Below are 22,139 nucleotides of genomic sequence, written 5' to 3' on the forward strand. Positions count from 1 at the left end.
CCAGAGTCCGCTTGCATGGCTGCACCGCTGTCTTGGCTGCACTGCTGTAACGCCTTGTGGGGTGATGGGAAGCAGTCAATTTGGATTGGGGGCATTTATACTGAGGTGCATGGCACTTGTTCTGACACATCTCGCAAACTGGAGCTTCTTGCCCAGAGCTTGCTCAGGAATAGTATTCGGAGCAATAGTATCCGGAGAGTATTCGGAGCAATGGTATTCGGAGCAATGGTATTCGGAGCAATGGTATTCGGAGCGATAGTATATTCGGAGCAATAGTATCCGGAGTGCTGTGAATTTATCCGGAGCTTTATGCAGTCGTGTCATCAGTCATGTCATAAAGTCAACTGGATGGACGGGTAAATCTGTGCATCCCATGAGCCAAACTGGTTAAATCAGGGAATGCTAAATCTATTGCTGAGGCTCGACTTGGGTGAATCGGTCTGGGGCGATCGCCCACTGAGGCTCGACTCATGACCCAGCCGCTCTAGTGCGACACATCCTCTGCAAGGCCCGTACGTTTGACCTCCCATGTCCGGTTCTAATGTTTCTTCGGTTGGTTTTTATGCGGTCGCGGACACTCCTCAAGTTATGCAGATAGACCCCCAAACCTTTACGGTCAAATTTTGGGGCGTTCGCGGCAGTGTGCCCACGCCAGGTGTCGAGATGGTGCGCTATGGAGGCAATACGCCCTGCGTAGAGATGCAAGTCGCCGGGCAGCGAATTATTTTCGACGGAGGGACAGGGCTTCGCCTGCTGGGCAAGCACCTGCGCGATGAAATGCCCGTCGAGGCGCACCTGTTTTTTACCCACACGCACTGGGATCGTATCCAGGGATTTCCCTTTTTTGCGCCTGCTTTTGTGCCGGGAAATTGTTTCCATATCTACGGGGCGGCCGGCCCAAATGGCGCGTCAATTAAGCAGCGCCTCTCCGATCAAATGCTGCGCCCCAATTTTCCTGTGCCGTTGCAGGTGATGCAGGCGGATCTGAAGTTTGTAGATATCGTGCCGGGGTCGGTGATTCCGATTGAGGATGTGACGGTGGAAGCTGTATCGCTCAATCGACCCAATGGGGCACTGGGCTATCGCGTAACCTGGGGCGGCTATTCGGTGGTCTATGCCACAGATACCGAGCGATCGCCCGATTCGGTGGAGCAAAACCTGAAATATCTGGCGCAAGACGCAGATCTGCTGATTTACGACGCAGCCTACATCAGCGATCACGCCCTGGTTGACCCCGAAGCAGCCACCGGGGAGCAGAACCACGGCTGGCAGTCGGGCATCGATTTGGCGATCGCCGCCAGGGTCAAACAGGTCATCATGTTCCACCACGACCCAGCCCACGAGGACAATTTTCTGGACAGCATCGAGCAGGATGTGCAGTCTCGCTATCCCAATGTAAAGCTAGCCCGCGAGGGCATGGTGCTGGACGTGACGCGATTTGGAAACAATCTTTCGGCGTAGATTAGCACTCCGGCATTATAAGTCGGCATAACGTATAAGTCGGCATAACGATCGACCGCGACGCGCAACTTTCAATCTGCCCTCATCCCCCAACCCCTTCTCCCAGGTGGGGAGAAGGGGAGCAAGAGAGGCTTGAAGTCCCTCTCCTATCTTGGGAGAACACTTAAAGCCTTCGGCATACCAGAAAAGGGGAAAAGAGATTAGCAAGGTTGCACGTTGCATAGTTGCACCTTGCATGCATAAAGATGGACAACGCGATGCGCTGCCCATCTTTACGTCTTCAGGACATCTTCACGATTGGCCCCAATCCCTAAACATGAGTCAACTGCCGCTTCATTTCGTCGGCATACTGATCCGCATTTAGCCCCACCAGCACATGTAGCTTGTGGTCGGTCAGATGCATCACGCCGTTAGCACCGGCCGCACTAAGCGCAGAGTCATCCACTACGCTGTCGTCTGCCACCTCAACCCGCAGGCGCGTCAGGGCAGCAGGTTCCACGCTGCGAATATTGCGGCGACCCCCAAGGGCAATGATCAGGTTTTCAGCCTTCTCGGCAGCCATCGGGTCGCGGGCCGGAGCGCCACTGCCCACAGCCGCCTCTTCAGCGACTTCGGCTTCACCCGCCGCCGGAGTGTAACCCAGATCCGCTTCCGGGCCAGCGGTTTTCAGATACTCGATCATGTCGGTCTTGAGGTTTTCTGAGCGCGGGCCGAAAATCGCCTGCACGCTGTTGCCCACCTCCAGCACACCAGATGCACCCAGCGCCTTCAGTCGCGCCTTGTTCACCTTGCTCTTGTCTTTGACGGTAATCCGCAGGCGGGTGATGCAAGCGTCCAACACCTCGATGTTGCTGCGCCCGCCAAAGGCCTGCACCAGGCCCAGCGCCATGCCGCCTGCCGCTGCGGGTGCTACGGTCATGCCTTCGGGCAACTCTTCTTCAACTTCGCGACCCGGCGTTTTGAAGTCAAACAGGCGGATCGCTGCGCGGAACACGAAGTAGTAAACCGCCGCCGTCACAATGCCGCCGCCGACAATTAGCTTCCAAACTTCGCCCTTATTGCCGTTCCAGTTGCCGAGCTGGTTGAACAGCGCAAAGTCGATGAAGCCCTGAGAGAAAGTGAAGCCCATGCGCCCGCCCAGCGCCACAAACAGGAAGTCGCAAATCCCCGCCATGACTGCGTGGATCGCGTAGAGCGCCGGAGCCACGAACAGGAAGGAAAACTCCAGCGGCTCGGTGATACCAGTTAAAAACGAGGTCAGCGCCGCAGACACCATCAAACTGCCCGTAATGGCCCGGTTCTTGGGCTTTGCCGCTTGCCAGATGGCCATGGCCGCCGCAGGCAGCCCAAACATCTTGAACCAGTAGCCGCCGCCCAGGATGCCCGCCGTGGGGTCGCCTGCAAAGAAGCGGTTGATGTCGCCCCGTACCAGTTGGTTCGTCACCGGGTCGGTGTAGGAGCCGATCTGGAAAAAGAAGGGCACGTTCCAGACGTGGTGCAGACCAAAGGGCAAGAGCGATCGCTCAACCAGCGCATACAGTCCAGCCGAAAGTGGAATGTTATTCCCGCTGGCGGCGGCGTTGGCAAAGCTGTTGATTGCGCCGCCGATGGGGGGCCAGATCAGGCTCATGAGGGCCGCAACGGCGATCGCCACCAGGGAAGTAATAATCGGCACAAACCGCTTGCCCGCAAAGAACCCAAGGTATTGCGGCAGCTTAATTCGGAAGAAGCGGTTGAACAGATACGCCGCAATACAGCCCATGATCAAGCCGCCAAACACGCCTGTATCCAGCGTCAAAATGCCCAGCACAGGCTTCATCCAGATGTTTGGCGTATCCTGCCCCTGCTGGATCAGGTCTTGAATCTGCGCCTCGGTGACAAAGCCCCGCGCCGAGCCAAACGCACCCAGCGCCGCAATGAACACCATAAAGCCCACCGTTGCCGCCAGCGCCGAAACGCCGTCGTTGCCTGTGTAGGCGATCGCCACTGCAATGGCAAAAATCAGCGGCAGCACGCCAAAAATCGCGTCCCCCGACGCTTTCATGATCGTCGCCAGCCACTCCGGGATAAACCCAAAAGTCGTTTTCGTAATCGTGCCGCTGGCCAGGTTCTGAATCTCAATCAGTCGGGCGCTGCCCAAACCCAGCAGCAGCCCCGCAATCGGCAAAATCGACACAGGCAGCATCAGGGCCTTGCCCATCTGCTGCGCGAGCGCGAAGAATTTTTTCCACATAAGTTTTTTTGAAGAGAAGAGGGGAGGTCTATCGATTCTCGATTTCGGATTTGCGATTTTGGATTGCCAGTCGAGAATCTACGCGGCTTTCGGCAATTTTATTCGCAGCACCATTGAGGAGAAATGGATATTCGAGGAATGGCGTTGATAGGAATGGAGGGGTAGGAAATTAGAGCAATAGAGCAATAGGGTATTCAATCCCTGCGCTCCGTCCCTCCATCCGCCCAGCGCCTAATCCTCAGTCAGGGGAACGAGTTCACGCACGGCTTCGGCCGTATCTGCCGCGAGGGCTTGCTCTGCAAGGCGCTGACAATCGGCGAGGCTGAGCGTGCGGATTTGGGCCTTGACGCTGGGAATCGTGGGAGCGCTGACGCTGAGTTCTTTCACGCCCAGACCGATCAGAATCGGCACGGCCTGCGGGTCGCCCGCTACGCCGCCGCAAACGCCACACCATTTGCCGTACTTATTCGCAGCGCGGGCCGCCATGCCAATTAGCCCCAGCACACCAGGACTTAGCGCATCGGCGTAGGGAGCCAGCTTGGGATGGCCGCGATCCATCGCCAGGGTATATTGCGTCAGGTCATTGGTGCCTACGGAGAAGAAATCTACCTCGCGGGCAAACTGCTCCGCCATGACTGCGGTTGAGGGCACCTCCACCATGATTCCAGCTTCAATGGGCGCAACGCCGAGGGACTGGCGCTCCTCCTCCAGCATTTGCTTGGCCATGTGCCATTCTTCCAGTCGGGCGATCATGGGGAACATGATGCGAACCTTGCCCGCCTCGGAGGCGCGGAGGATCGCGCGGAACTGGGTGCGGAGAATCTCCGGACGATCGAACCCAAGCCGGATACCGCGTTCCCCCAGGAAGGGATTTTCTTCGTGGGGAATGGGCAGGTAGGGTAAGGGCTTGTCGCCGCCTACGTCCAGCGTGCGGATGATCAGCGGGCGACCCTCCAGCGCTCTGGCAGCAGCACTGTAGATGACGGTCTGCTCGTCTTCGTCGGGGGCGCTGTCGCGTTCCATGAACACCAGTTCCGACCGCAGCAGACCCACGCCCTCGCCGCCAAACTTGACCGATTTTGCGCCTTCTTCAGCATTGCTGATGTTGGCCACGACCTCGATGCGGTGTCCGTCCGTCGTGATTGCGGGTTCAAACGCGGTTGCCAGTTCTCGCTGGCGGCGTTCTTTAACGCGGGCAATCCGCTGCTGGGTGCGCTCCATTTCCTCCGTCGAGGGATTTAGCCGCAGCCGGCCTTTGCTGCCGTCCAGAATCGCCGGGGTTCCTTCCGGTAGTTCCAGCACTCGCGGCTCTGTGCCTGCCATCGAGGGAATGTCCATCGCCCGCGCCAGGATAGAGACGTGGGAGGTTGCGCCCCCCGCTACCGTGCAGAAGCCTGCGATCTTCGTCGGGTCTAGCGTGGCCATGTCTGATGGGGTGAGGTCTTCGGCCACCAGGATGGTGTGTTCGGGATAGGTGACGACTTCGGCCGTGACCCCGGTGAGAATTCGCAAGACGCGATCGCCTACATCCCGCAGGTCATTGGCCCGTTCTGCCAAAAGCGCGTTATCCAGCTTGGACAGCATTTCGGCTTGGCTCGTGTAGGTCTGCTTCCAGGCGTAGGCAGCACTCTTGCCCTTGTCAATGGCGCTGGCGGCCGTGTCCATTAGCTCCGGATCGCCCAGAATTTCCTGGTGAGCGGCAAAGATGGCGGACTTTTTCGGATCGCCCTGACCGTGAACCTTTGCCCGCAGCGCCTCTACATCTTGCGAAGCCTTGGCGATCGCCTGCTCCAGCTTGCGACGTTCTTCATTGGGTGCGCCGCCATGCTCCGAGACGGCGATTTCTTGCTGCTGCACCCGCCGCAAATAGCCCACCGCCACTCCCGGCGACGCAGCCACTCCCAGAACGACGTTTGGATCTTCCGAGCGGGGCCGGGGTGCGGGCTTTGAGATTTCTGGCTGTTCGATGCTGGCCGCCACGGCCACGGGTTTTGCGCCTTCTTCGCCCAGGCCGGTGCGGAGGGCTTCGCTGAGTTCGGCGATCGCCGCCTCGGCATCGGGGCCGCTGGCTTCCAGTTGCACGGTCGCGCCATTGCCCACCGACATGCCCATCAGCCCAATCACGCTGCGGGCGTTGGCCGATTTATCGCCATACTTGAGGCGGATATCGGACTTATACTTTTTCGCCAGCGTAGACAGCACCGCAGAGGGGCGGGCGTGTAGCCCCGTCGGGTTGGGAATGATGATCGGTTCCGAGGCAACCGTCACCCCGCCAATGATCGTCCCATCTTCCGAAACGTCGCCCAGCGCCAGATCCAGCGCGATGTCCTGGCCGCCCACAACCGTTCCCAGGCGTGGCTCAAACTTAGCAACGCGATCGCTGTTGGTGATCACAACTTGGGTCAGCAGGCTGCGGGCGTGCGTGGCCACGAAATCTGCGTCGAAGTTGATCAGCGGATCGCCCACCCGGACGCGATCGCCCACCTGCACTCGCGGCACAAACCCTTCACCGCGCAGCGTCACCGTGTCCAGCCCAATATGCATCAGCACTTCCAGTCCGTCCGGCGTTTTCACCGTCACCGCGTGGTTGGACGGGTGAAGCTGGATCACCTCGCCATCGCAAGGGGCTAGCAGCGTCTGGCTCGTGGGGTCAATCGACACGCCATCGCCCACCATTTTTTGAGCGAATACCGGATCGGGCACCTGCTCAATCGGAACCAACTGACCCGACAATGGGGCAACCAGCGCCACCATGCTGCGAGTCTCTGCTGGCGCTACAGCATAGCTCATTCGTCAATCTCCTGATTTGATATCCAAGATGAAATGTTTTGAACCGTAAAGAACTTTTCAGTATTCCAATCCGCACAGTCCAAAGCGGGCGATCGCAACCCGATGACTCTTTGAAAGACAAAAATTGCAAAGATAAAAAACTGCACTCACACCAAAAACAGCCCGTGAAAAATCACACGCAAAGAATCACCCGCGAGAAATCACACGCGATTGCAGACCTGTGCAGACTCTCCACTCCTGGCTTGCCAGGAACCAAACGATAGACCTTATCCTCACAGGGATTAGTAAGGTGCTGGAATTTACGAATTAAAAATTTAAGCTTTGAGCCGCCAAACGTTACCAAACGCTTTACAAATAAGGGCGATCGCCCCTTTTTGGCGGTTACGCAAAATACATCGGCAGCTAGGTCGGGATCGCAAGATTTGGGATTAGAAGCTTTGGGATTAGGTGGAGTTCGACCCCGAACCCTACTCTACGTGACTCTACGTGCCTACTCTACGTGCTTACTCTACGTGCCTAACTCTACGTGCCCACTTTGCGTACCTAACTCTACGTGATTAAATACCGTCATCATGAGCAAGAGGGCAACCCCCACCAGCACTGCGCCCTGGAGATTGACGCGGGTGGGCGATCGCCGATAGGGCGGCTCTAGCCAAAAAGCCAGCAGCCGCGACACCAGCGGCATCACGCCCCAGGTCAGGATCGAGCTAGTAATCAGGTTATTCACCAGCATGGCGCTGCCCGGCGGCCAGTCTTGCATAATGCCCAGCGCCCCAAACACCAGCGATTGAATCATCACCGTAGGGTATAGCCCCATCACCACCGACAGCACTTGCTTCCAGGGCGCAGGGCCCAGCGCAGGGCGCTCCGTGCCCGATGCCTGCGAAAACCAGCCCTCTAGCCCCGTGGTAAAGGATTTGAAGCGATATTCCTGCAAAAAGCCCTGCCCCGCGATGACCAGTTCTTTGCGATCGCTCGACTGCACCCACTCATTCAAATGCTCTGGCGTATCAAAGTGCATCACCGAATACCACTTCACCACGCCATCCCGACACACCAGCGGCGGGCAGAGATCCGTCCGAATGTAGCCCGGAAACTGCTGAGCGCGATGCAGCAGTTCTGCGTGCCATCGCCGAAACGGCAGTTCCTTACTGCGGGGCACAATGTGTTCAATCATGACGCTGGAATAAAAGACCGGATCGGCTTGCAGGTCTGACATGAGTCACGGTTGGGGTAGAGGGACAGGGCAACCGAGAATCATTTACGCATATTCACAGCGGCGGCGGCGTTTGTGACGATGCGAAACGCCAGATACCTACGCCTGTTCTGCGGTGTCCGAGAAAACCACTTTGTCATATAAATCGGCGAATGCAAGCTCGAAAGGAACAGTGTTGAGCTTGAGAGTTGCCGTCTCGCCGTCTTGTTCGGAGAAAATCCACTGGCGCGGGGCGGTTTTGAAATATTGCTCAACGTGCATGGAAGATTGGTCAATCAGCACGTACTCTTGAAAGCCAGGAATCGTGCGATAGGCTTTGAATTTCTCGCCCCGATCATAGGCTTGGGTGGAATTAGAGAGAACTTCGGCGATCGCCACTGGGTTGATCAGAGTATCTTTTCGTCCGTCTTGAAGTTGCAAGGCTCCTGCCACGATCATCACATCGGGATAGGTGTAGATTTTGCGCTGAGGAATCCACAGCCGTTGGTCAGAAGCAAAGACGAAATAAGGCTGACGCTTCAGCGCAAAATTGAGCGCGGCGGCGAGATTGCCAATAATCAGGCTGTGGTTGGGCGTGCCGCCGACCATCGGAACAATAGCCCCATTGAGATACTCATGCCGCTCCTCGGCATCGGATTCAAGCGCCAGATATTCTTCAGGCGTGTAGTCTGCTTTCTCCTGAGCTTGAATCATCATCTCCAGTCAATCTGTAAACATCTGGTAAACATCTGTAAAAGGGGCACCGTAAAGGGTTCAAGGGACAACTCAGTTTTACTGCCATGCTGCTTCCCTGTCATGCTGCGGCGCAATCCCGCTCTTTCATAACACGCTCGATAGAAACCTGGAGTGTGCCAACTATTTCCAAGTATGACTTAAGCCCCAGGGCTTCCCCAGCTTTTTCACTCCTTGACCGCAGCCCCCAAGGTTCTGTTTCAAAGGCAATTTTCCAGCACATCTTAGCCCTTCATTTGCGCTAGCGTAGGGTTGACGAATTTCAAGACAGTAAATCGAGCTTGTGACTGTTGTGCTGAGGGGAAAACAAATCGCCATCGGGCTGCTGATTAGCACGGTGCTGCCGCTGGCGGCTTGCAGCGCCGAGTTTCAGCGTCGCCTTGCGCCCGATCCCGCACTGATCAATGGCCCAGGGCAGGAACCGGGGCTGGCCAGTCCGCCTGCTTCGCCGGAGGCCACGCCCTCGCCTAATGCGCCAGAATCTCCAGGGGCGATCGCCCCGCCTGCCTCCCCGTCCGAATCGCCCGCCGCCTCGCCATCGCCCCGCCCCCCCGCAAACTGGCGACCCGGCCAGCCCAGCGCAACGACTAGTAGCCCAGGCGCACCCCGCACCGCGCCCCAGCGCTTCACCGACCTAGCCCAGGCCCCAGCCGATTTGCAGCCCTACATCACCGACCTAGCAGAGTTGGGCGTTCTCCAGATCACCCCTGCTGCATCCGAGTTCAAGCCCGGCCAACCCATCACCCGCCGCGAGTTTGCCCGCTGGCTGATGGCTGCCAACAACGAAATTTTTGCGAACCAGCCCGCCAACAAAATTCGCCCCGCGTCTCCCTCAGAAACACCCGCCTTCCAGGACGTGCCCAGCAGCGATCCAGATTTCGCCGCAATTCAAGGGTTAGCCAGTGCTGGCCTCGTGCCCAGCCCGCTATCGGGCAACAGCACCATCGTCACCTTTCGCCCCGACGCGCCCCTCACCCGCGAAGACCTGATTTTGTGGAAAACACCGCTGGATCTGCGCCGTTCGCTGCCCAACGCCACCCTAGAAGCCGTGCAGCAAACCTGGGGCTTTCAGGATGCCGCCAGCATCGATCCCCGGGCCCAGCGGGCGGTGCTGGCCGATTTCCAAAACGCCGATTTGTCGAACATCCGTCGCGCCTTTGGTTACACCACCCTGTTTCAGCCCAAAAAGCCCGTGACGCGGGCAGAGGCGGCGGCTGTCCTCTGGTTCTTTGGCACCCAGGGAAACGGGCTATCGGCCCGGGAAGCCGGACAGCAGGCAACCGAACCCACCAGCAGCCAGACTGCTGAACAAGTCGGGGGACAGTAGCAAGCAATGGTCGCCCTATCGGAACAGCTTGTGTTGCAGCCGTCTGCTCTGTGGCGCTCTGCATGGCGGCGATTTCGGCGAAGCTGGACGGCGATGCTGGGGCTAGGGCTGCTGAGCCTACTGGGACTGGCGGTGTTGGTGGGGCCGTGGGTCTATCCTGTCTCGGCAACAGCGATTGACTTTGGACGAGCGGCGGCTCCGCCCAGTCTGGCTCACCCCTTTGGCACTAACGATCTGGGGCAGGATCAACTGGCGCGGGTGCTGGTGGGTGGCCGCATTTCTCTGGCGGTGGGCGTGGCGGCAATGGCGCTAAGCATTGGGCTGGGCGTGGGCATTGGGGCGATCGCCGGGTTTTATGGCGGACTCCTCGACACGCTGCTGATGCGCCTCACGGACCTGTTTCTGGCGCTGCCCCAACTGCCCCTGCTGCTGCTGGTCGTCTACCTGTTTCGCAGCGCCGCACGGGCGATCGCCGGCCCAGAGTGGGGCATCTTCCTCCTCGTCGTCTGCGTCATTGGCGGGCTGAACTGGATGAGTACCGCGCGGCTGGTGCGGGCCGGGTTCCTCTCCTTGCGAAACCGCGACTTTATCGCCGCAGCGCGGGCAATGGGGGCGCGTCCGGGCCATCTCATCTGGCATCACCTGCTGCCCAACGTGCTGAGTCCGGTGATTGTGTCGGCCACGCTGGCGATCGCCACTGCCATCCTCACCGAATCGACCCTCAGCTTTTTGGGACTTGGCTTTCCGCCCGATGTGCCTACCTGGGGGCGAATGCTGTTCGATGCCTACAACCGCATCGAAACCGCCCCCCACATGGCCGTCTTTCCCGGTCTGATGATTTTCCTCACCGTCCTCAGCATCAACTACATCGGCGACGGCTTGCAGGATGCGCTCGATCCGCGCCGGGAAGCATGAGGCAGCGCGTTTGAGGGTCAGAAAAAGCTCGTGAGAAGCCATTCCAACCCCTGCCGCCCCGTTTTTTACTTTTCGTCAACCGCAACCATTCTTCCAAAATGCCTAACCCCTACGACGACCCCTACGATCCCCAACAGCTCAAGCGAATTCGCATGTTCGTCTATCTGGTGCCCGTGCTGGGCGTAATTCCAGCGATGTGGGCGCTGGCAGTGCGAAAGGGCGATTCGCGCGAACGGCAGGCGGCGCGACTATCCACGACGCTGGGGCTGGGCTGGCTGGTGGGCTATGCGGCGCTAGCGGCGGGGGCCCACACGGCTGACCCTTCTGCAATTCCGCTTCTTATTGCCAACAGCGCCCTCACCTCCGGCTATTTCGTCGTCATGCTGTGGCTGATGCTGCGGCTGTGGCAGCGCAGGCCCCTGCGGCTACCGGGCATTAGCGACGTGAGCGATCGCCTGCCGTAGCCCAGATCCAGAGATCTAGATCTACCCACAATCGACTCACACCCCACATCATCCATTCTGCAAAATCGTTGCTAAGATGCTGCATGAAGCGTCGTCGGAACTCACCCCACCGCCACAGTCGTCAACGCCTTCAGCACGTCTTTCACTTCTAGACCCGTTCTCCCTTAGCAACCCCTCGTGACATCCCCAAAGGCTCGATCTTCTTTGTCTCCTCAAACCCAACCCCTGCCCCCTCGAAAAATCAAACTCCCCTGGCTGTTGCTAGGGTTGCTGGGTGTGGCAACTGTGTCCGCAGGGGCAGGGGCGCTGCTTGCCATGACGCTAGCCAGCACGCCGCTACTGCAAAGCAGGCTTTCGCCAGAAGAGTCCAAGGTTTTTGGCCAGGGGGAAATCGCGACCGGCCTAAACTTTCGCCTGCCCCGGCTAACCCGCCCTGTCAATATCCTGGTGCTGGGGATTAAGGTGCTGAGTTCTGATGTGGACAACCCGCCGCCCGAAGTTCGCAATCTGGGCTATCACGCACTGGTCAACTCCTTCAATGGGCTATCCGACACCATGCTGATGCTGCGGTTTAACCCCGAAACGGGCAAACTCGTGGTGCTATCGGTGCCGCGAGACACACGCACCCGCGTCGCTGGGCTGGGCGTAACCAAGCTGAACGAAGCCAATGCCTACGGCGGCCCGGCGTTGGCGGCTCAATCGGTTAGCAATTTGCTAGGGGGTGTGCCTGTTGATCGGTATGTACGGATCAATGTGCAGGGGGTCGAAAAGCTGATTGATGCGCTGGGCGGCGTGACGGTCTACGTGCCCAAGGACATGAAATATACCGACCATTCCCAGCATCTCTATATCGACCTGAAGCAGGGCGAACAGCACCTCAACGGCGAACAGGCGCTGCAATTTCTGCGGTTTCGCTACGATGCCTACGGCGATATTGGGCGGGTGCAGCGGCAGCAAACGCTGATGCGGGCGCTGGTCGAGCAGACCCTCAGTCCAGCCACACTCACGCGCATTCCACAAATCCTGTCGGTGATTCAGGAAAATGTCGATACTAACCTGACAGTTGAGGAGCTAGTGGCGCTAGTGGGCTTTGCAGCACAGCTCAAGCGGGCCGACTTGCAGATGCTGATGTTGCCAGGAGAGTTTAGCGGGGCGGGCGACTATGAAGCCAGCTATTGGCTGCCGAGCTATTCTCGCATCCAGGAGATGAGTAGCCAATATTTTGGACTCAATCCAGCCTCAAGCGAAACGGCTGCCGATCCATACGCCGAGCCAGGGGTCGATTCGGTTCCCGCAGAAACAGACTATGGCATTGAGATCGCGATTCAAGACTCCACAGGTAACCTTGCGGCGGCCGAGCAACTGATGTTCGCGCTGCGAGAGGCTGGGTTTTATAACGTTTACATTGACGAAAACTGGAGCGAACCCCTGCGCGAGACCCGCATTATTGCCCAGGGCGGCGACCTTGCGAAGGCTGAGGCGGTGCGGCGATCGCTCGGTCTTGGCGAAGTGCGTGTCGAAGGAACTGGCAACCTGCAATCGGACGTGACGGTTCAGGTGGGCACAGATTGGCGAGTGGAGTAGAAGAGGGTGGAGCAGAAGAGAGTCAGCGTATCGGGGTACGCTCATGCCACTACGCCGCTACTTCTTCTCTCCCTCTTCAAGCGCCACCAGCGTTACGTCCGGCGCAAGCTTCCGCAGTTCTGCCAGCAGGTGATGGGCTGGATAGTCGTAAAGCTGCAAATAGATCGTGCCGGGCAAGTTTTGGGCAAAAGCGTTGGCGGTGTTGAGGTTTAGCCCGGAGATGCGGTGCAGGGTGGTGCCAATCTCGCTGAGATTGCCCCGATTCAGGGGCTTGCCCATGCTGAGTCGCCAAGTGCGGGGGGGACGCATCTGCCCACGCTCAATGCGCCGCAGTCCGTCGATGGTGGACAGGACAATGAGGCGATCGCCCGCTTTCAGCATCCAGGTTTCCGACGGCATCAGGCTGTCGCTGCTGTCGAGCGTCCGCCGCTCGCTGTTGCGTTCATAGAAAATTGGCACCACGCCGTAGCCATAGGACACCTGCGAGAGCAGCTTGCCCACCAGCGTATCGCCCGCTTCTACCAAAAATTCCGTCACCAAGATTGTTTGTTCATTCAGCCGAAACAGGCTCAGGATATTTTCTCCAAAGGCCGAACCCACAAACGCTTCGGCGGCCAAGGCCGAAACAGCCATCACGCGAGCGTTGGGAATCAGCGCGGCCAGACTGGTGCTAAACCGCTGGTTATAGGAACGAATCACCAATTGCAGCGACTGCTTTTGCTGGCGGGTCAGCTCTCGCGCCGTGAGCGCCACCTCCAGATTTAAGATTTGGTCATCTGTGACGACGACCAGGCTTTTGGCGGTTTCAATATTGGCGTGGCGGATCTGTTGAATCGGATTCCCCACGATGATCGGGATTTTGGGAAACAGCGCTAGGTTGTCCGCCACATCTGTCAACACAACGAAGGGCTGGCGAAACGTCTGAAGCCAGGTCGCCACCTGCTGGCCAACGCGCCCAAGCCCAACCATCACCACATGCCCCTGTTTGGGCATCGGCGGCCGCCGCTGGAGGAAGCTAAATCGGGCGCTGAGCAGGTTATCCGCAATAATGCCCACCACGCCCAATACAAACAGCAAGCTGATGATCGTGATCAGCAGGCTAATAAAGTAAACCCAGCCGGGAACGGGGTCGTTTTCTAGACCGCCAAATACGTCGCCATAGCCCCCTAGCAGCAGCACTGCACCAGAGGCGATCGCCTTTGTCCAGGTCAGCTCTGGCACCGTCATCTTGAGCATGGTCGCCCCTAGCACCCACAGCACCAGTGCCGTGATCAGACCCATTGCAATCAGTGGACGAGTTCGATTGGCCTGCATCCACGCCCGCACTCGCTGAAACCACTGCAATGGCTGCTCTTTCAGCACGGCTTGCAGTCCAGCCTGCCAGCGCGATCGCCAGTCGCCGCCTGCCTGATGCTGGGTATAATCTGGCGCGTCTGCGATTTCTATATAGGCAATGGTGTCGCCCGCCCGAATGCGGGTGTCTATCTGCCAGTGATAAAACGCGCGGTTTGGCGAGGCGGGGATTTCTGCCTGGGGGCGGTGGCTAAGCAGTCGGTAGGATTTTTTGTGCTGAGCCACCGCACGCGCATCATCAAACCGGGGATCGCGGGGCTGCACGGTTTGTTCCACCACCTGCAAGCGCGTGTCCCCAATGTTGAAGCTGCCCAGTAGCCCCACCTGTAGCCCTGCCATCGCAAAAGCAAAGGCAGGCATCTCCATCGGGTCGTAGGCGTTGAAGTTGCCGAGCCGCAGCTTGAGCAGTTCGTTGAGGCTTTGGCGAGACGAGCGAACCACCAGGCGCACGTCTGGATTGAGCCGACGAATGGCGATCGCCGCTTCGATGTTCACCGTTTCGTTACTTGTGACAATCAGCGCTGCACGGCACTGCTGCACACCCGCCTTCAGCAGCACGGGTTCATCCCGACAGTCGCCAATCAGCAGATCCTCCGCCAGCAAGTCGGTCAGATTTTCGACTTCCCATTCCTCTGGGCGCTGTCGGTCGATCGCCGTGACGGAGACCGCCGTCCCCTCGGTCGCAAACCGCTGCAAGTGATAGACGCAATATTGCCCCAGGCTACCCAGCCCGCAGACCAAAAAGCGGTCTACTCGCGGCGAGGCCCCCATTAGTCGCTGCACACAAAGACGCTCTCGCCATCCATAATGACGCGGCTGCACCGGGGGCTAACGCCGCGCTCACCCACCACCTGGCTAAATTCGCTGCTCTCCATTCCGGCAAGTTCGGCTGCCTTGGCAAAGGACAGCATTTCTTGCGCGTAGAGGGCGATCGCCAACTCTTTGAGCAGCGCCTGTTCAAGATGCTGCTCCGGCAACCGCATCGACTTGAGAACAGAATCTGGAATCGTCAGTTCAACACTCATGGATTGTCCCACTCGTTCACTCAACAAACTCAAAAAACGCCTAATCAACTACACTTAGCAAAACTTAGCAACCACAGCCTTGACACAGCTATCATGGCTCTCGCTGAAATCCCGATGCTGTGATAATTCGGAATTTTTGCAGCCAGTCCAGCAAGCTCACCCCTGCCCTCACCCTGCGTGCCCCCTTAGGATCTAACGTTCCCCAGATAGAACAACGATCGCTCAGCGCCCTATCAGCCAGATGCAGTCAGCGATCGCCTAACACCCTATCGCCACCGCCCCCGCTCCAAAAGCCACTTGCTCCGAGCAGGCGGCGGCTGCCCAGTTTTGCCATCACACATCACTGCCCACGTAATCGGTGTCACCTCCCCCGTTGCCTCCAGATGGTGCGATCGCTGAAACGCCAACACTGCATCCTGGGTGTCACGGTCGAAGCAGTCTGTACGACGAACCCGATAGCCATAGACCTGCAACAGCCCTTGCAGTTCCCTTACGTCTGACCCACAGTAACCCAGCCGCATCGTTCGCGACCCTGGCTTTATCTTCGAGAGCAAAAGCGACCAAGTGCGATCGCCCACAATGCCATCCACCCGTAAGCCATTGCGCCGCTGAAAATCACGCACCGCCGCCTCTGTAATCCAGCCAAAATCCCCATCCGGCCTCAGCCGATAGCCACAGGCACCCAAAAGTTCCTGCAAGTGGGCAACCAGCGGCCCCTGACTCCAAGGATAGAGACAACTCAGATTGATGCGGTCGTCATTAGAGGGATGTTCAAACTCCGGTGTCGCGTCCATGCGCCCTTCGCCCAACCTTAGCTTTAATCATAGAACTTTGCCCCAAAGATGCCGAAGAGATTTAGATTTCGATCCAATTTCTCAACACTTCCTCCCCATCTTCCAAAGCAGGGTCATGCACCCAAGTTCAATCCTTCAACCCAAGTCATCAATCCCCAGTTTCATTTCGACAGTTTCATTCCGACAATTTAATCGACTGTTGTGCCCGATACTTTCCATCTCTAAAGCAATCTGCGACTATCATCTTGCCTATTGTTCTTAGAAATTAAAGAACACCTTTTTGGCTGAAATCTGTCTCCAGGTATCCCCTGGCACTCGTCCGTTCTGCAAAAAGTTGGATTACCTGTTTCTTCAAACTTTTCTGACATTCTTAAGATTTGACAGCATTTCACTATCAAGTGCTCTCAATAGCTTTCATGCTTTCACCGCTATAGAGCCTATAGAGCCACCGCTATAGAGCCTGCCGAAAATCCTCTGCTCCCAGCCCCCTTTAGCCGCCTGGATGTTCTAAAAGCGGTGCTGTTTCAGAGAGTCGGAAAAGCAGTTGAAACATAACCGAATTGGGAAGTAGCTGGATCAGGCATACGTTTGAGTTTCAACCAATCCTCCCAGTGAAAACCTAAAGAGATGCTGTGTAATCTAACAATCCGTGGATTTTTGGCTAAGAGTTATTTCATCCGAAGTTTCGCTTGATTTCAAATCCCCACTTGACCGTACTTGTCTTGCTTTACATTCAATTGCGTTTGAGAGATAAACGAGATTATGGTAGCTTCCTCCGAAAGACCGACCGTTGAAACCTCGATTAGCAGCTTTGGCCTGGCCCGCTCTACGGTGCAGGGCACTCCCCTCAGCCCTGATGAGCTGTGGAAGATGCACGCCTTTTGGCGAGCCGCAAACTACTTGGCGCTGGGCATGATTTACCTGCGCGATAACCCACTCCTCCGGGAACCCCTCAAGGACGAACACATCAAGCAGCGCCTTCTGGGACACTGGGGATCTAGCCCTGGCATCGCGTTTCTCTACACCCACCTCAACCGCATCATCAAGAAGTTTGACCAAGACATGCTGTTCATGGTCGGGCCGGGTCACGGCGCACCCGGTTTCCTTGGCCCCTGCTATCTAGAAGGCACCTATTCCCACTACTTCAGCCATTGCACCGAAGATGTCGAAGGAATGAAACGCTTCTTCAAGCAGTTTTCCTTCCCCGGCGGTGTCGGCAGCCACTGCACTCCCGAAACGCCTGGCTCCATCCACGAAGGCGGCGAACTAGGCTACAGCATTTCTCACGCTTTTGGCGCAGCTTTCGACAATCCAGACCTGATTGTGGTGACAATGCCTGGAGATGGTGAAGCTGAAACCGGCCCCTTGGCAACCTCCTGGCATTCCAACAAGTTCCTCAATCCGATCCGCGATGGCGCAGTGCTGCCCGTGCTGCATCTGAACGGCTACAAGATCAACAACCCGACCATCCTGGCGCGGATCAGCCACGAAGAGCTAGAGTCGCTGTTCCGGGGCTATGGCTGGACACCCTATTTTGTCGAAGGCTCCGAGCCAGAATCCATGCACCAGGCGCTAGCGGCTACGCTAGATCATTGCGTGTCTGAAATCAAGCGGATTCAACACGAGGCCCGCAGTAGTGGTGTTGCAACTCGCCCCCGCTGGCCGATGATCGTGCTGCGAACCCCTAAGGGCTGGACTTGCCCCAGCGAGATCGATGGGCACAAGGTCGAAGGATTCTGGCGATCGCACCAAGTTCCGATGGGTTCTATGCACGGCAATGAAGAGCACAAGCGCATCTTCGAGCAATGGATGCGGAGCTACAAGCCGGAAGAACTCTTTGATGAAAACGGCAAGGTCTTCCCCTACATCCGTGAGGTCGCGCCTGAAGGCAACAAGCGCCTTGGCTCGACTCCCTACGCCAACGGGGGCCTGCTGCGGCGCGAGCTAAATATGCCCGACTTTCGTCAGTACGGCATTCCAGTCGATCGCCCCGGCGTGGTCGAAGCCGAAAACACTCGTCCGCTGGGCGTGTTCCTGCGAGACGTAATGAAAAACAACATGACTAATTTTCGCGTCTTTGGCCCCGACGAGAACACGTCCAACAAGCTGAACGCGGTCTACGATGTCAGCAAAAAATTCTGGATTGCAGAATTCTTGCCTGAGGATTTGGATGGCGGTGAGCTATCCCCTGACGGTCGGGTGATGGAAATCCTCAGTGAACACACCCTGGAGGGTTGGCTGGAAGGCTATTTGCTCACGGGTCGCCACGGCTTTTTCTCTACCTATGAGTCCTTTGCCCACGTCATCGACTCGATGGTGGGTCAACACGCCAAGTGGCTGGAAATCTGCCGCCACATTAACTGGCGTGAAGAGGTGTCATCGCTTAACCTGCTCATCACCTCCACAGTCTGGCGGCAAGACCACAACGGCTTCACTCACCAAGATCCGGGATTCTTGGACGTGATTCTAAACAAGAGTCCAGAAGTGGTGCGAATCTACCTGCCGCCGGATGTCAACTCGCTGCTGTCAGTAGCAAATCACTGCCTGCAAAGCGAGGACTATGTGAACGTCATCGTATCCGACAAGCAAATGCACTTGCAGTATCACGACATGGATGCTGCTGTTCGCAATTGCACCAAGGGCATTGATATCTGGGAGTGGGCTAGCACCGATGCGGGCGAAGAGCCGGACGTGGTGCTGGCGACGGCGGGCGATATTCCCACGAAAGAGTCTCTGGCCGCCTCGGTCATGCTGCGGGAAGCATTCCCAGACTTGAAGATCCGCTTTGTCAATGTGATCGACCTGTTCAAGCTGACCCCTGCCACGGAGCATCCTCACGGGCTGAGCGACAGCGACTTTGACAGCTTGTTCACAACGGATAAGCCGATTATCTTCAACTTCCACGGCTACCCCTGGCTCATCCACCGCCTTACCTACCGCCGCACCAACCATGAAAACCTGCATGTGCGCGGCTACAAGGAGAAGGGCAATATCAACACGCCGCTGGAACTGGCGATTTGCAACCAGATTGACCGCTTTAGTATCGCAATTGATGTGATTGACCGGGTGCCCAAACTGAAAAATGCAGGGGCCCACACCAAGGAGCAACTTAAGGACGAGCAGATTGCCTGCCGCAACTATGCGTTTGAGCATGGGATTGACCGTCCCGATATTGTGAACTGGAAGTGGCCTTACTAGGTTCTCCAGAATGATGCTGAGCGGTCTATTGCCTACCGATGAATGTTCTGGGCAATAGACCGTTCGGCTTTAGTTTTGAGCTTCTGTCTGTTAGGAGTACGGTCTTGAAGTGTTCCTAGAGGAGGCGATCGCCCCGTTCATAACCTTGCTTGCTAGCAGCATTTTCCGAACTTCAGGACTTCGCTCCCTATGTAGCCCCTTCTTTATCCCTACGAGCCTTAGAAATATCCAACTCATCCAGGATTTTTACCATGCAGACGTTACCCACCCCTCCTTCCGGCTCAGTGCAGATTGAAGACGATCGCACTGGGCTATCAATTGAAACCCTAAAACGGGCGTTTCTGGACAACCTGTTCTATATCCAGGGCAAGTTTCCAGCCCTCGCCAGCAAAAATGACTACTACATGGCGCTGGCCTACACGGTGCGCGATCGCCTCCTGCGCCGCTGGCTCAACACCGCCGAAACCTACACCAACACTCAGGCCCGCACCGTCTGCTACCTCTCCGCCGAATTCCTCATGGGCCCGCACCTGGGCAACAACCTGATTAACCTCGGCATCTACGACCAGATCAATCAAGCCATGACTGAACTGGGGCTGGATCTCAATGAACTGCTCCAGCAAGAAGAAGAACCCGGTCTGGGCAACGGCGGTTTGGGTCGTCTCGCCGCCTGCTATCTCGACTCTCTAGCCACGCTAGAAATTCCCGCTCTCGGCTACGGCATCCGCTACGAATTCGGCATCTTCGACCAGGAAATCCGCGACGGCTGGCAGGTCGAAATTACGGACAAATGGCTGCGCTACGGCAACCCCTGGGAAATTGCTCGCCCGGATTGGGCTGTTGAGGTGAAATACGGCGGCCACACCGAGTCCTTCATCGATGAGCATGGTAACTACCGCGTCCGCTGGGTTCCCTTCAAAGTCGTGAAAGGGCTTCCCTACGACACACCGATCCTGGGCTACAAAGTCAACACTGCCAACACCCTCCGCCTGTGGTCTGCCGAAGCAACCGAATCCTTCGACTTTGGTGCCTTCAACTCCGGCGATTATTTCGGCGCAGTCCATCAAAAGAGCAACTCCGAAAACATCTCCAAGGTCCTCTATCCTAACGATGAGCAGTATCAAGGCAAGGTATTGCGGCTAGAGCAGCAGATGTTTTTCGTCTCTTGCTCTCTGCAAGACATGATTCGCATCCTCCAGACGCAAAATATGTCGCTGGAGAAGTTTCCCGAAAAATTCTCGGTGCAGTTAAATGACACCCATCCGGCGATCGCCGTCGCAGAACTCATGCGGCTGCTCATGGACGAACACGGAATGCAGTGGGACAACGCCTGGAACATCACCACCCGCACCTTCGGCTACACCAACCACACCCTCCTCCCCGAAGCCCTAGAGCGCTGGCCCCTCAAACTCTTCTCCGAACTGCTGCCTCGCCATATCGAAATCATCTACGAAATCAACCGCCGCTTCCTCGACGACGTACGCATCAAATTTCCCGATGATCCTGACCGCCTCAGCCGCCTATCGCTCATCGACGAAAGCGGCGAAAAGTACGTCCGCATGGCAAACCTCGCCTGCGTCGGCAGCAGCGCCATCAACGGGGTCGCCGCACTCCACAGCGAACTGGTCAAGCAGACCGTGCTAAAAGACTTCTACGACATGTACCCGGAGAAATTCACCAACGTCACCAACGGGGTCACTCCGCGTCGGTTCGTAGTGCTAAGCAATCCCCGCATGACCAACCTCATTACCAGCAAAATCGGAGACAACTGGATTAAGCATCTCGACGAACTGCGCCGCATTGAGCAGTTCGCAGACGATCCCGGATTCCGCTACGAATTCCGACAAATCAAACAAGCGATCAAACAAGATCTGGCAAACCACATCAAGTCGGAAACAGAGGTCGAAGTCGATCCCTCATCTTTGTTCGATATTCAAGTAAAACGGATTCACGAATACAAGCGGCAGCATCTCAACGCACTCCACATCATCCACCTCTACAACCGCATTAAGGCAAATCCCAGCGCTGAAATCACGCCCCGTACCTTCCTATTCGGCGGCAAAGCAGCTCCGGGCTACTACATGGCGAAGCTCATTATCAAATTCATTAACTCCATCGGCGAGGTAGTCAATCGCGATCCCGATGTCGCCGGACGGCTTAAGGTCGTTTTCCTCAAAGACTACAACGTAAAATTCGCCCAGCGAGTCTATCCAGCCGCCGACCTCTCGGAGCAGATTTCCACCGCAGGCAAAGAAGCCTCAGGCACAGGCAACATGAAGTTCTCAATGAATGGAGCGCTTACAATTGGCACGTTAGACGGCGCTAACGTCGAAATCCGTGAAGAAGTCGGAGCCGAAAACTTCTTCCTATTTGGTTTAACCACGGAAGAGGTCGCCGCCAAAAAAGCAGCAGGCTATAGACCAATGGACTACTACGAGAGCAATAACGACTTGCGCCAAGTCATCGACCGGATTGCCTCAGGCTTCTTCTCACACGGAGACACAGGTCTTTTCCGTCCGCTCGTAGACAACCTGCTCCACAAAGACGATTACCTACTCCTAGCAGACTATCAGTCCTACATCGATTGCCAAGAGCAAGTCAGTCAAGCCTATCGAAACTGGGATCACTGGACCCGCATGTCCATCCTCAACACAGCCCGCATGGGCAAATTCTCGTCCGATCGCTCGATCCGTGACTACTGCCAAAACATCTGGAAAGTGCAGCCCGTTCCCATCGAGCTAAAAGACTACACTCAAAGCTAATCAAACCCTGACAAAGCTCCCCGACTTCTTTTGGAAAAGCTTTGTTCAGACAAAACCCCCCTCGGAATTAATCATCCGAGGGGGTTTCATTATCGCCCTGGCACCGAGCTATTTTTGCAGGCAGCTACCCACCAACTATCTTCGCCGCAGGTGCGTTTCACAACTCAGTTCGGGATGGATGAGCGTGGTTCCACACCGCCATAGGCACCAGGAAACTTATTGGGTTGTCTAGACTCTCTTCCACACGAGAAATCTTCTTTCCAGAAGACCCCACTAGAAGAGAGA

The 22,139-nt window shown here is 56.9% G+C and carries 14 protein-coding genes and 1 rRNA gene; 7 read left to right on the plus strand and 8 right to left on the minus strand.

Annotated elements, in window-relative coordinates; genetic code table 11:
• Positions 1-588 precede the first annotated feature (588 nt).
• Positions 589-1,461 carry an MBL fold metallo-hydrolase gene (locus HNI00_RS01255; protein ID WP_316789987.1) on the plus strand — a complete coding sequence of 291 codons (873 nt, stop codon included), beginning with the start codon at positions 589-591 and terminating at the stop codon, positions 1,459-1,461.
• Between the two features lie 310 nt (positions 1,462-1,771).
• On the opposite strand, the gene ptsG is transcribed toward HNI00_RS01255, so the two are convergent.
• From ptsG to HNI00_RS01275, 4 genes are all read right to left on the minus strand, one after another.
• Positions 1,772-3,661, minus strand: a complete 1,890-nt coding sequence (gene ptsG / locus HNI00_RS01260) for a glucose-specific PTS transporter subunit IIBC (protein ID WP_420156237.1) — start codon at positions 3,659-3,661, stop codon at positions 1,772-1,774.
• Positions 3,662-3,925: 264 nt separating this feature from the next.
• On the minus strand, positions 3,926-6,484 hold the full coding sequence (gene ptsP / locus HNI00_RS01265; protein ID WP_316789991.1) for a phosphoenolpyruvate--protein phosphotransferase: 2,559 nt from the start codon (positions 6,482-6,484) through the stop codon (positions 3,926-3,928).
• Between the two features lie 508 nt (positions 6,485-6,992).
• Positions 6,993-7,703 carry a putative antibiotic biosynthesis monooxygenase gene (locus tag HNI00_RS01270; protein WP_316789993.1) on the minus strand — a complete coding sequence of 237 codons (711 nt, stop codon included), beginning with the start codon at positions 7,701-7,703 and terminating at the stop codon, positions 6,993-6,995.
• A 96-nt stretch (positions 7,704-7,799) separates the two neighbouring features.
• Positions 7,800-8,396, minus strand: coding sequence for a Uma2 family endonuclease (locus tag HNI00_RS01275; protein WP_316789995.1), 597 nt, complete (start codon positions 8,394-8,396; stop codon positions 7,800-7,802).
• Between the two features lie 328 nt (positions 8,397-8,724).
• Here HNI00_RS01275 and HNI00_RS01280 point away from each other — a divergent pair, with 328 nt between their 5' ends.
• The 4 genes from HNI00_RS01280 (at position 8,725) to HNI00_RS01295 (ending at position 12,722) form a co-directional block, all read left to right on the plus strand.
• Entirely contained in the window at positions 8,725-9,759 is a 1,035-nt protein-coding gene (locus tag HNI00_RS01280) for an S-layer homology domain-containing protein (protein ID WP_316789997.1), read from the plus strand.
• Between the two features lie 6 nt (positions 9,760-9,765).
• Positions 9,766-10,674 (plus strand): ABC transporter permease, encoded by a 909-nt coding sequence (locus tag HNI00_RS01285; RefSeq protein WP_316789998.1) that lies wholly within the window; start codon positions 9,766-9,768, stop codon positions 10,672-10,674.
• A gap of 98 nt (positions 10,675-10,772) precedes the next feature.
• Positions 10,773-11,138: a hypothetical protein gene (locus tag HNI00_RS01290; protein ID WP_316790000.1), complete on the plus strand. Its 366-nt coding sequence runs from the start codon at positions 10,773-10,775 to the stop codon at positions 11,136-11,138.
• Positions 11,139-11,453: 315 nt separating this feature from the next.
• Positions 11,454-12,722 (plus strand): LCP family protein, encoded by a 1,269-nt coding sequence (locus HNI00_RS01295; protein ID WP_420156275.1) that lies wholly within the window; start codon positions 11,454-11,456, stop codon positions 12,720-12,722.
• Between the two features lie 57 nt (positions 12,723-12,779).
• Here the strand turns inward: HNI00_RS01295 and HNI00_RS01300 are convergent, their stop codons facing one another.
• From HNI00_RS01300 to HNI00_RS01310, 3 genes are all read right to left on the minus strand, one after another.
• Positions 12,780-14,846: an NAD-binding protein gene (locus HNI00_RS01300; RefSeq protein ID WP_316790003.1), complete on the minus strand. Its 2,067-nt coding sequence runs from the start codon at positions 14,844-14,846 to the stop codon at positions 12,780-12,782.
• On the minus strand, positions 14,846-15,100 hold the full coding sequence (locus HNI00_RS01305) for a UPF0175 family protein (protein ID WP_172358159.1): 255 nt from the start codon (positions 15,098-15,100) through the stop codon (positions 14,846-14,848). The genes HNI00_RS01300 and HNI00_RS01305 overlap by 1 nt, the downstream gene beginning before the upstream one ends.
• Positions 15,101-15,366: 266 nt before the next feature.
• Complete coding sequence (locus HNI00_RS01310) at positions 15,367-15,894, minus strand: peptidoglycan-binding domain-containing protein (RefSeq protein ID WP_316790004.1); 528 nt, start codon at positions 15,892-15,894, stop codon at positions 15,367-15,369.
• 762 nt (positions 15,895-16,656) lie between these two features.
• Between HNI00_RS01310 and HNI00_RS01315 the strand changes: the two genes are divergently transcribed.
• Together HNI00_RS01315 and HNI00_RS01320 are read left to right on the plus strand one after the other, a co-directional pair.
• Positions 16,657-19,092 (plus strand): phosphoketolase family protein, encoded by a 2,436-nt coding sequence (locus HNI00_RS01315; protein WP_316790005.1) that lies wholly within the window; start codon positions 16,657-16,659, stop codon positions 19,090-19,092.
• A 251-nt stretch (positions 19,093-19,343) separates the two neighbouring features.
• Positions 19,344-21,854 carry a glycogen/starch/alpha-glucan phosphorylase gene (locus tag HNI00_RS01320; protein WP_316790006.1) on the plus strand — a complete coding sequence of 837 codons (2,511 nt, stop codon included), beginning with the start codon at positions 19,344-19,346 and terminating at the stop codon, positions 21,852-21,854.
• Positions 21,855-21,949: 95 nt separating this feature from the next.
• Here HNI00_RS01320 and rrf read toward each other — a convergent pair.
• A 5S ribosomal RNA gene (gene rrf, locus HNI00_RS01325) occupies positions 21,950-22,066 on the minus strand.
• Between the last annotated feature and the right edge of the window lie 73 nt (positions 22,067-22,139).

The organism is Thermoleptolyngbya oregonensis NK1-22 (assembly GCF_032705245.1).
Lineage (GTDB): Bacteria > Cyanobacteriota > Cyanobacteriia > Elainellales > Elainellaceae > Thermoleptolyngbya > Thermoleptolyngbya sichuanensis.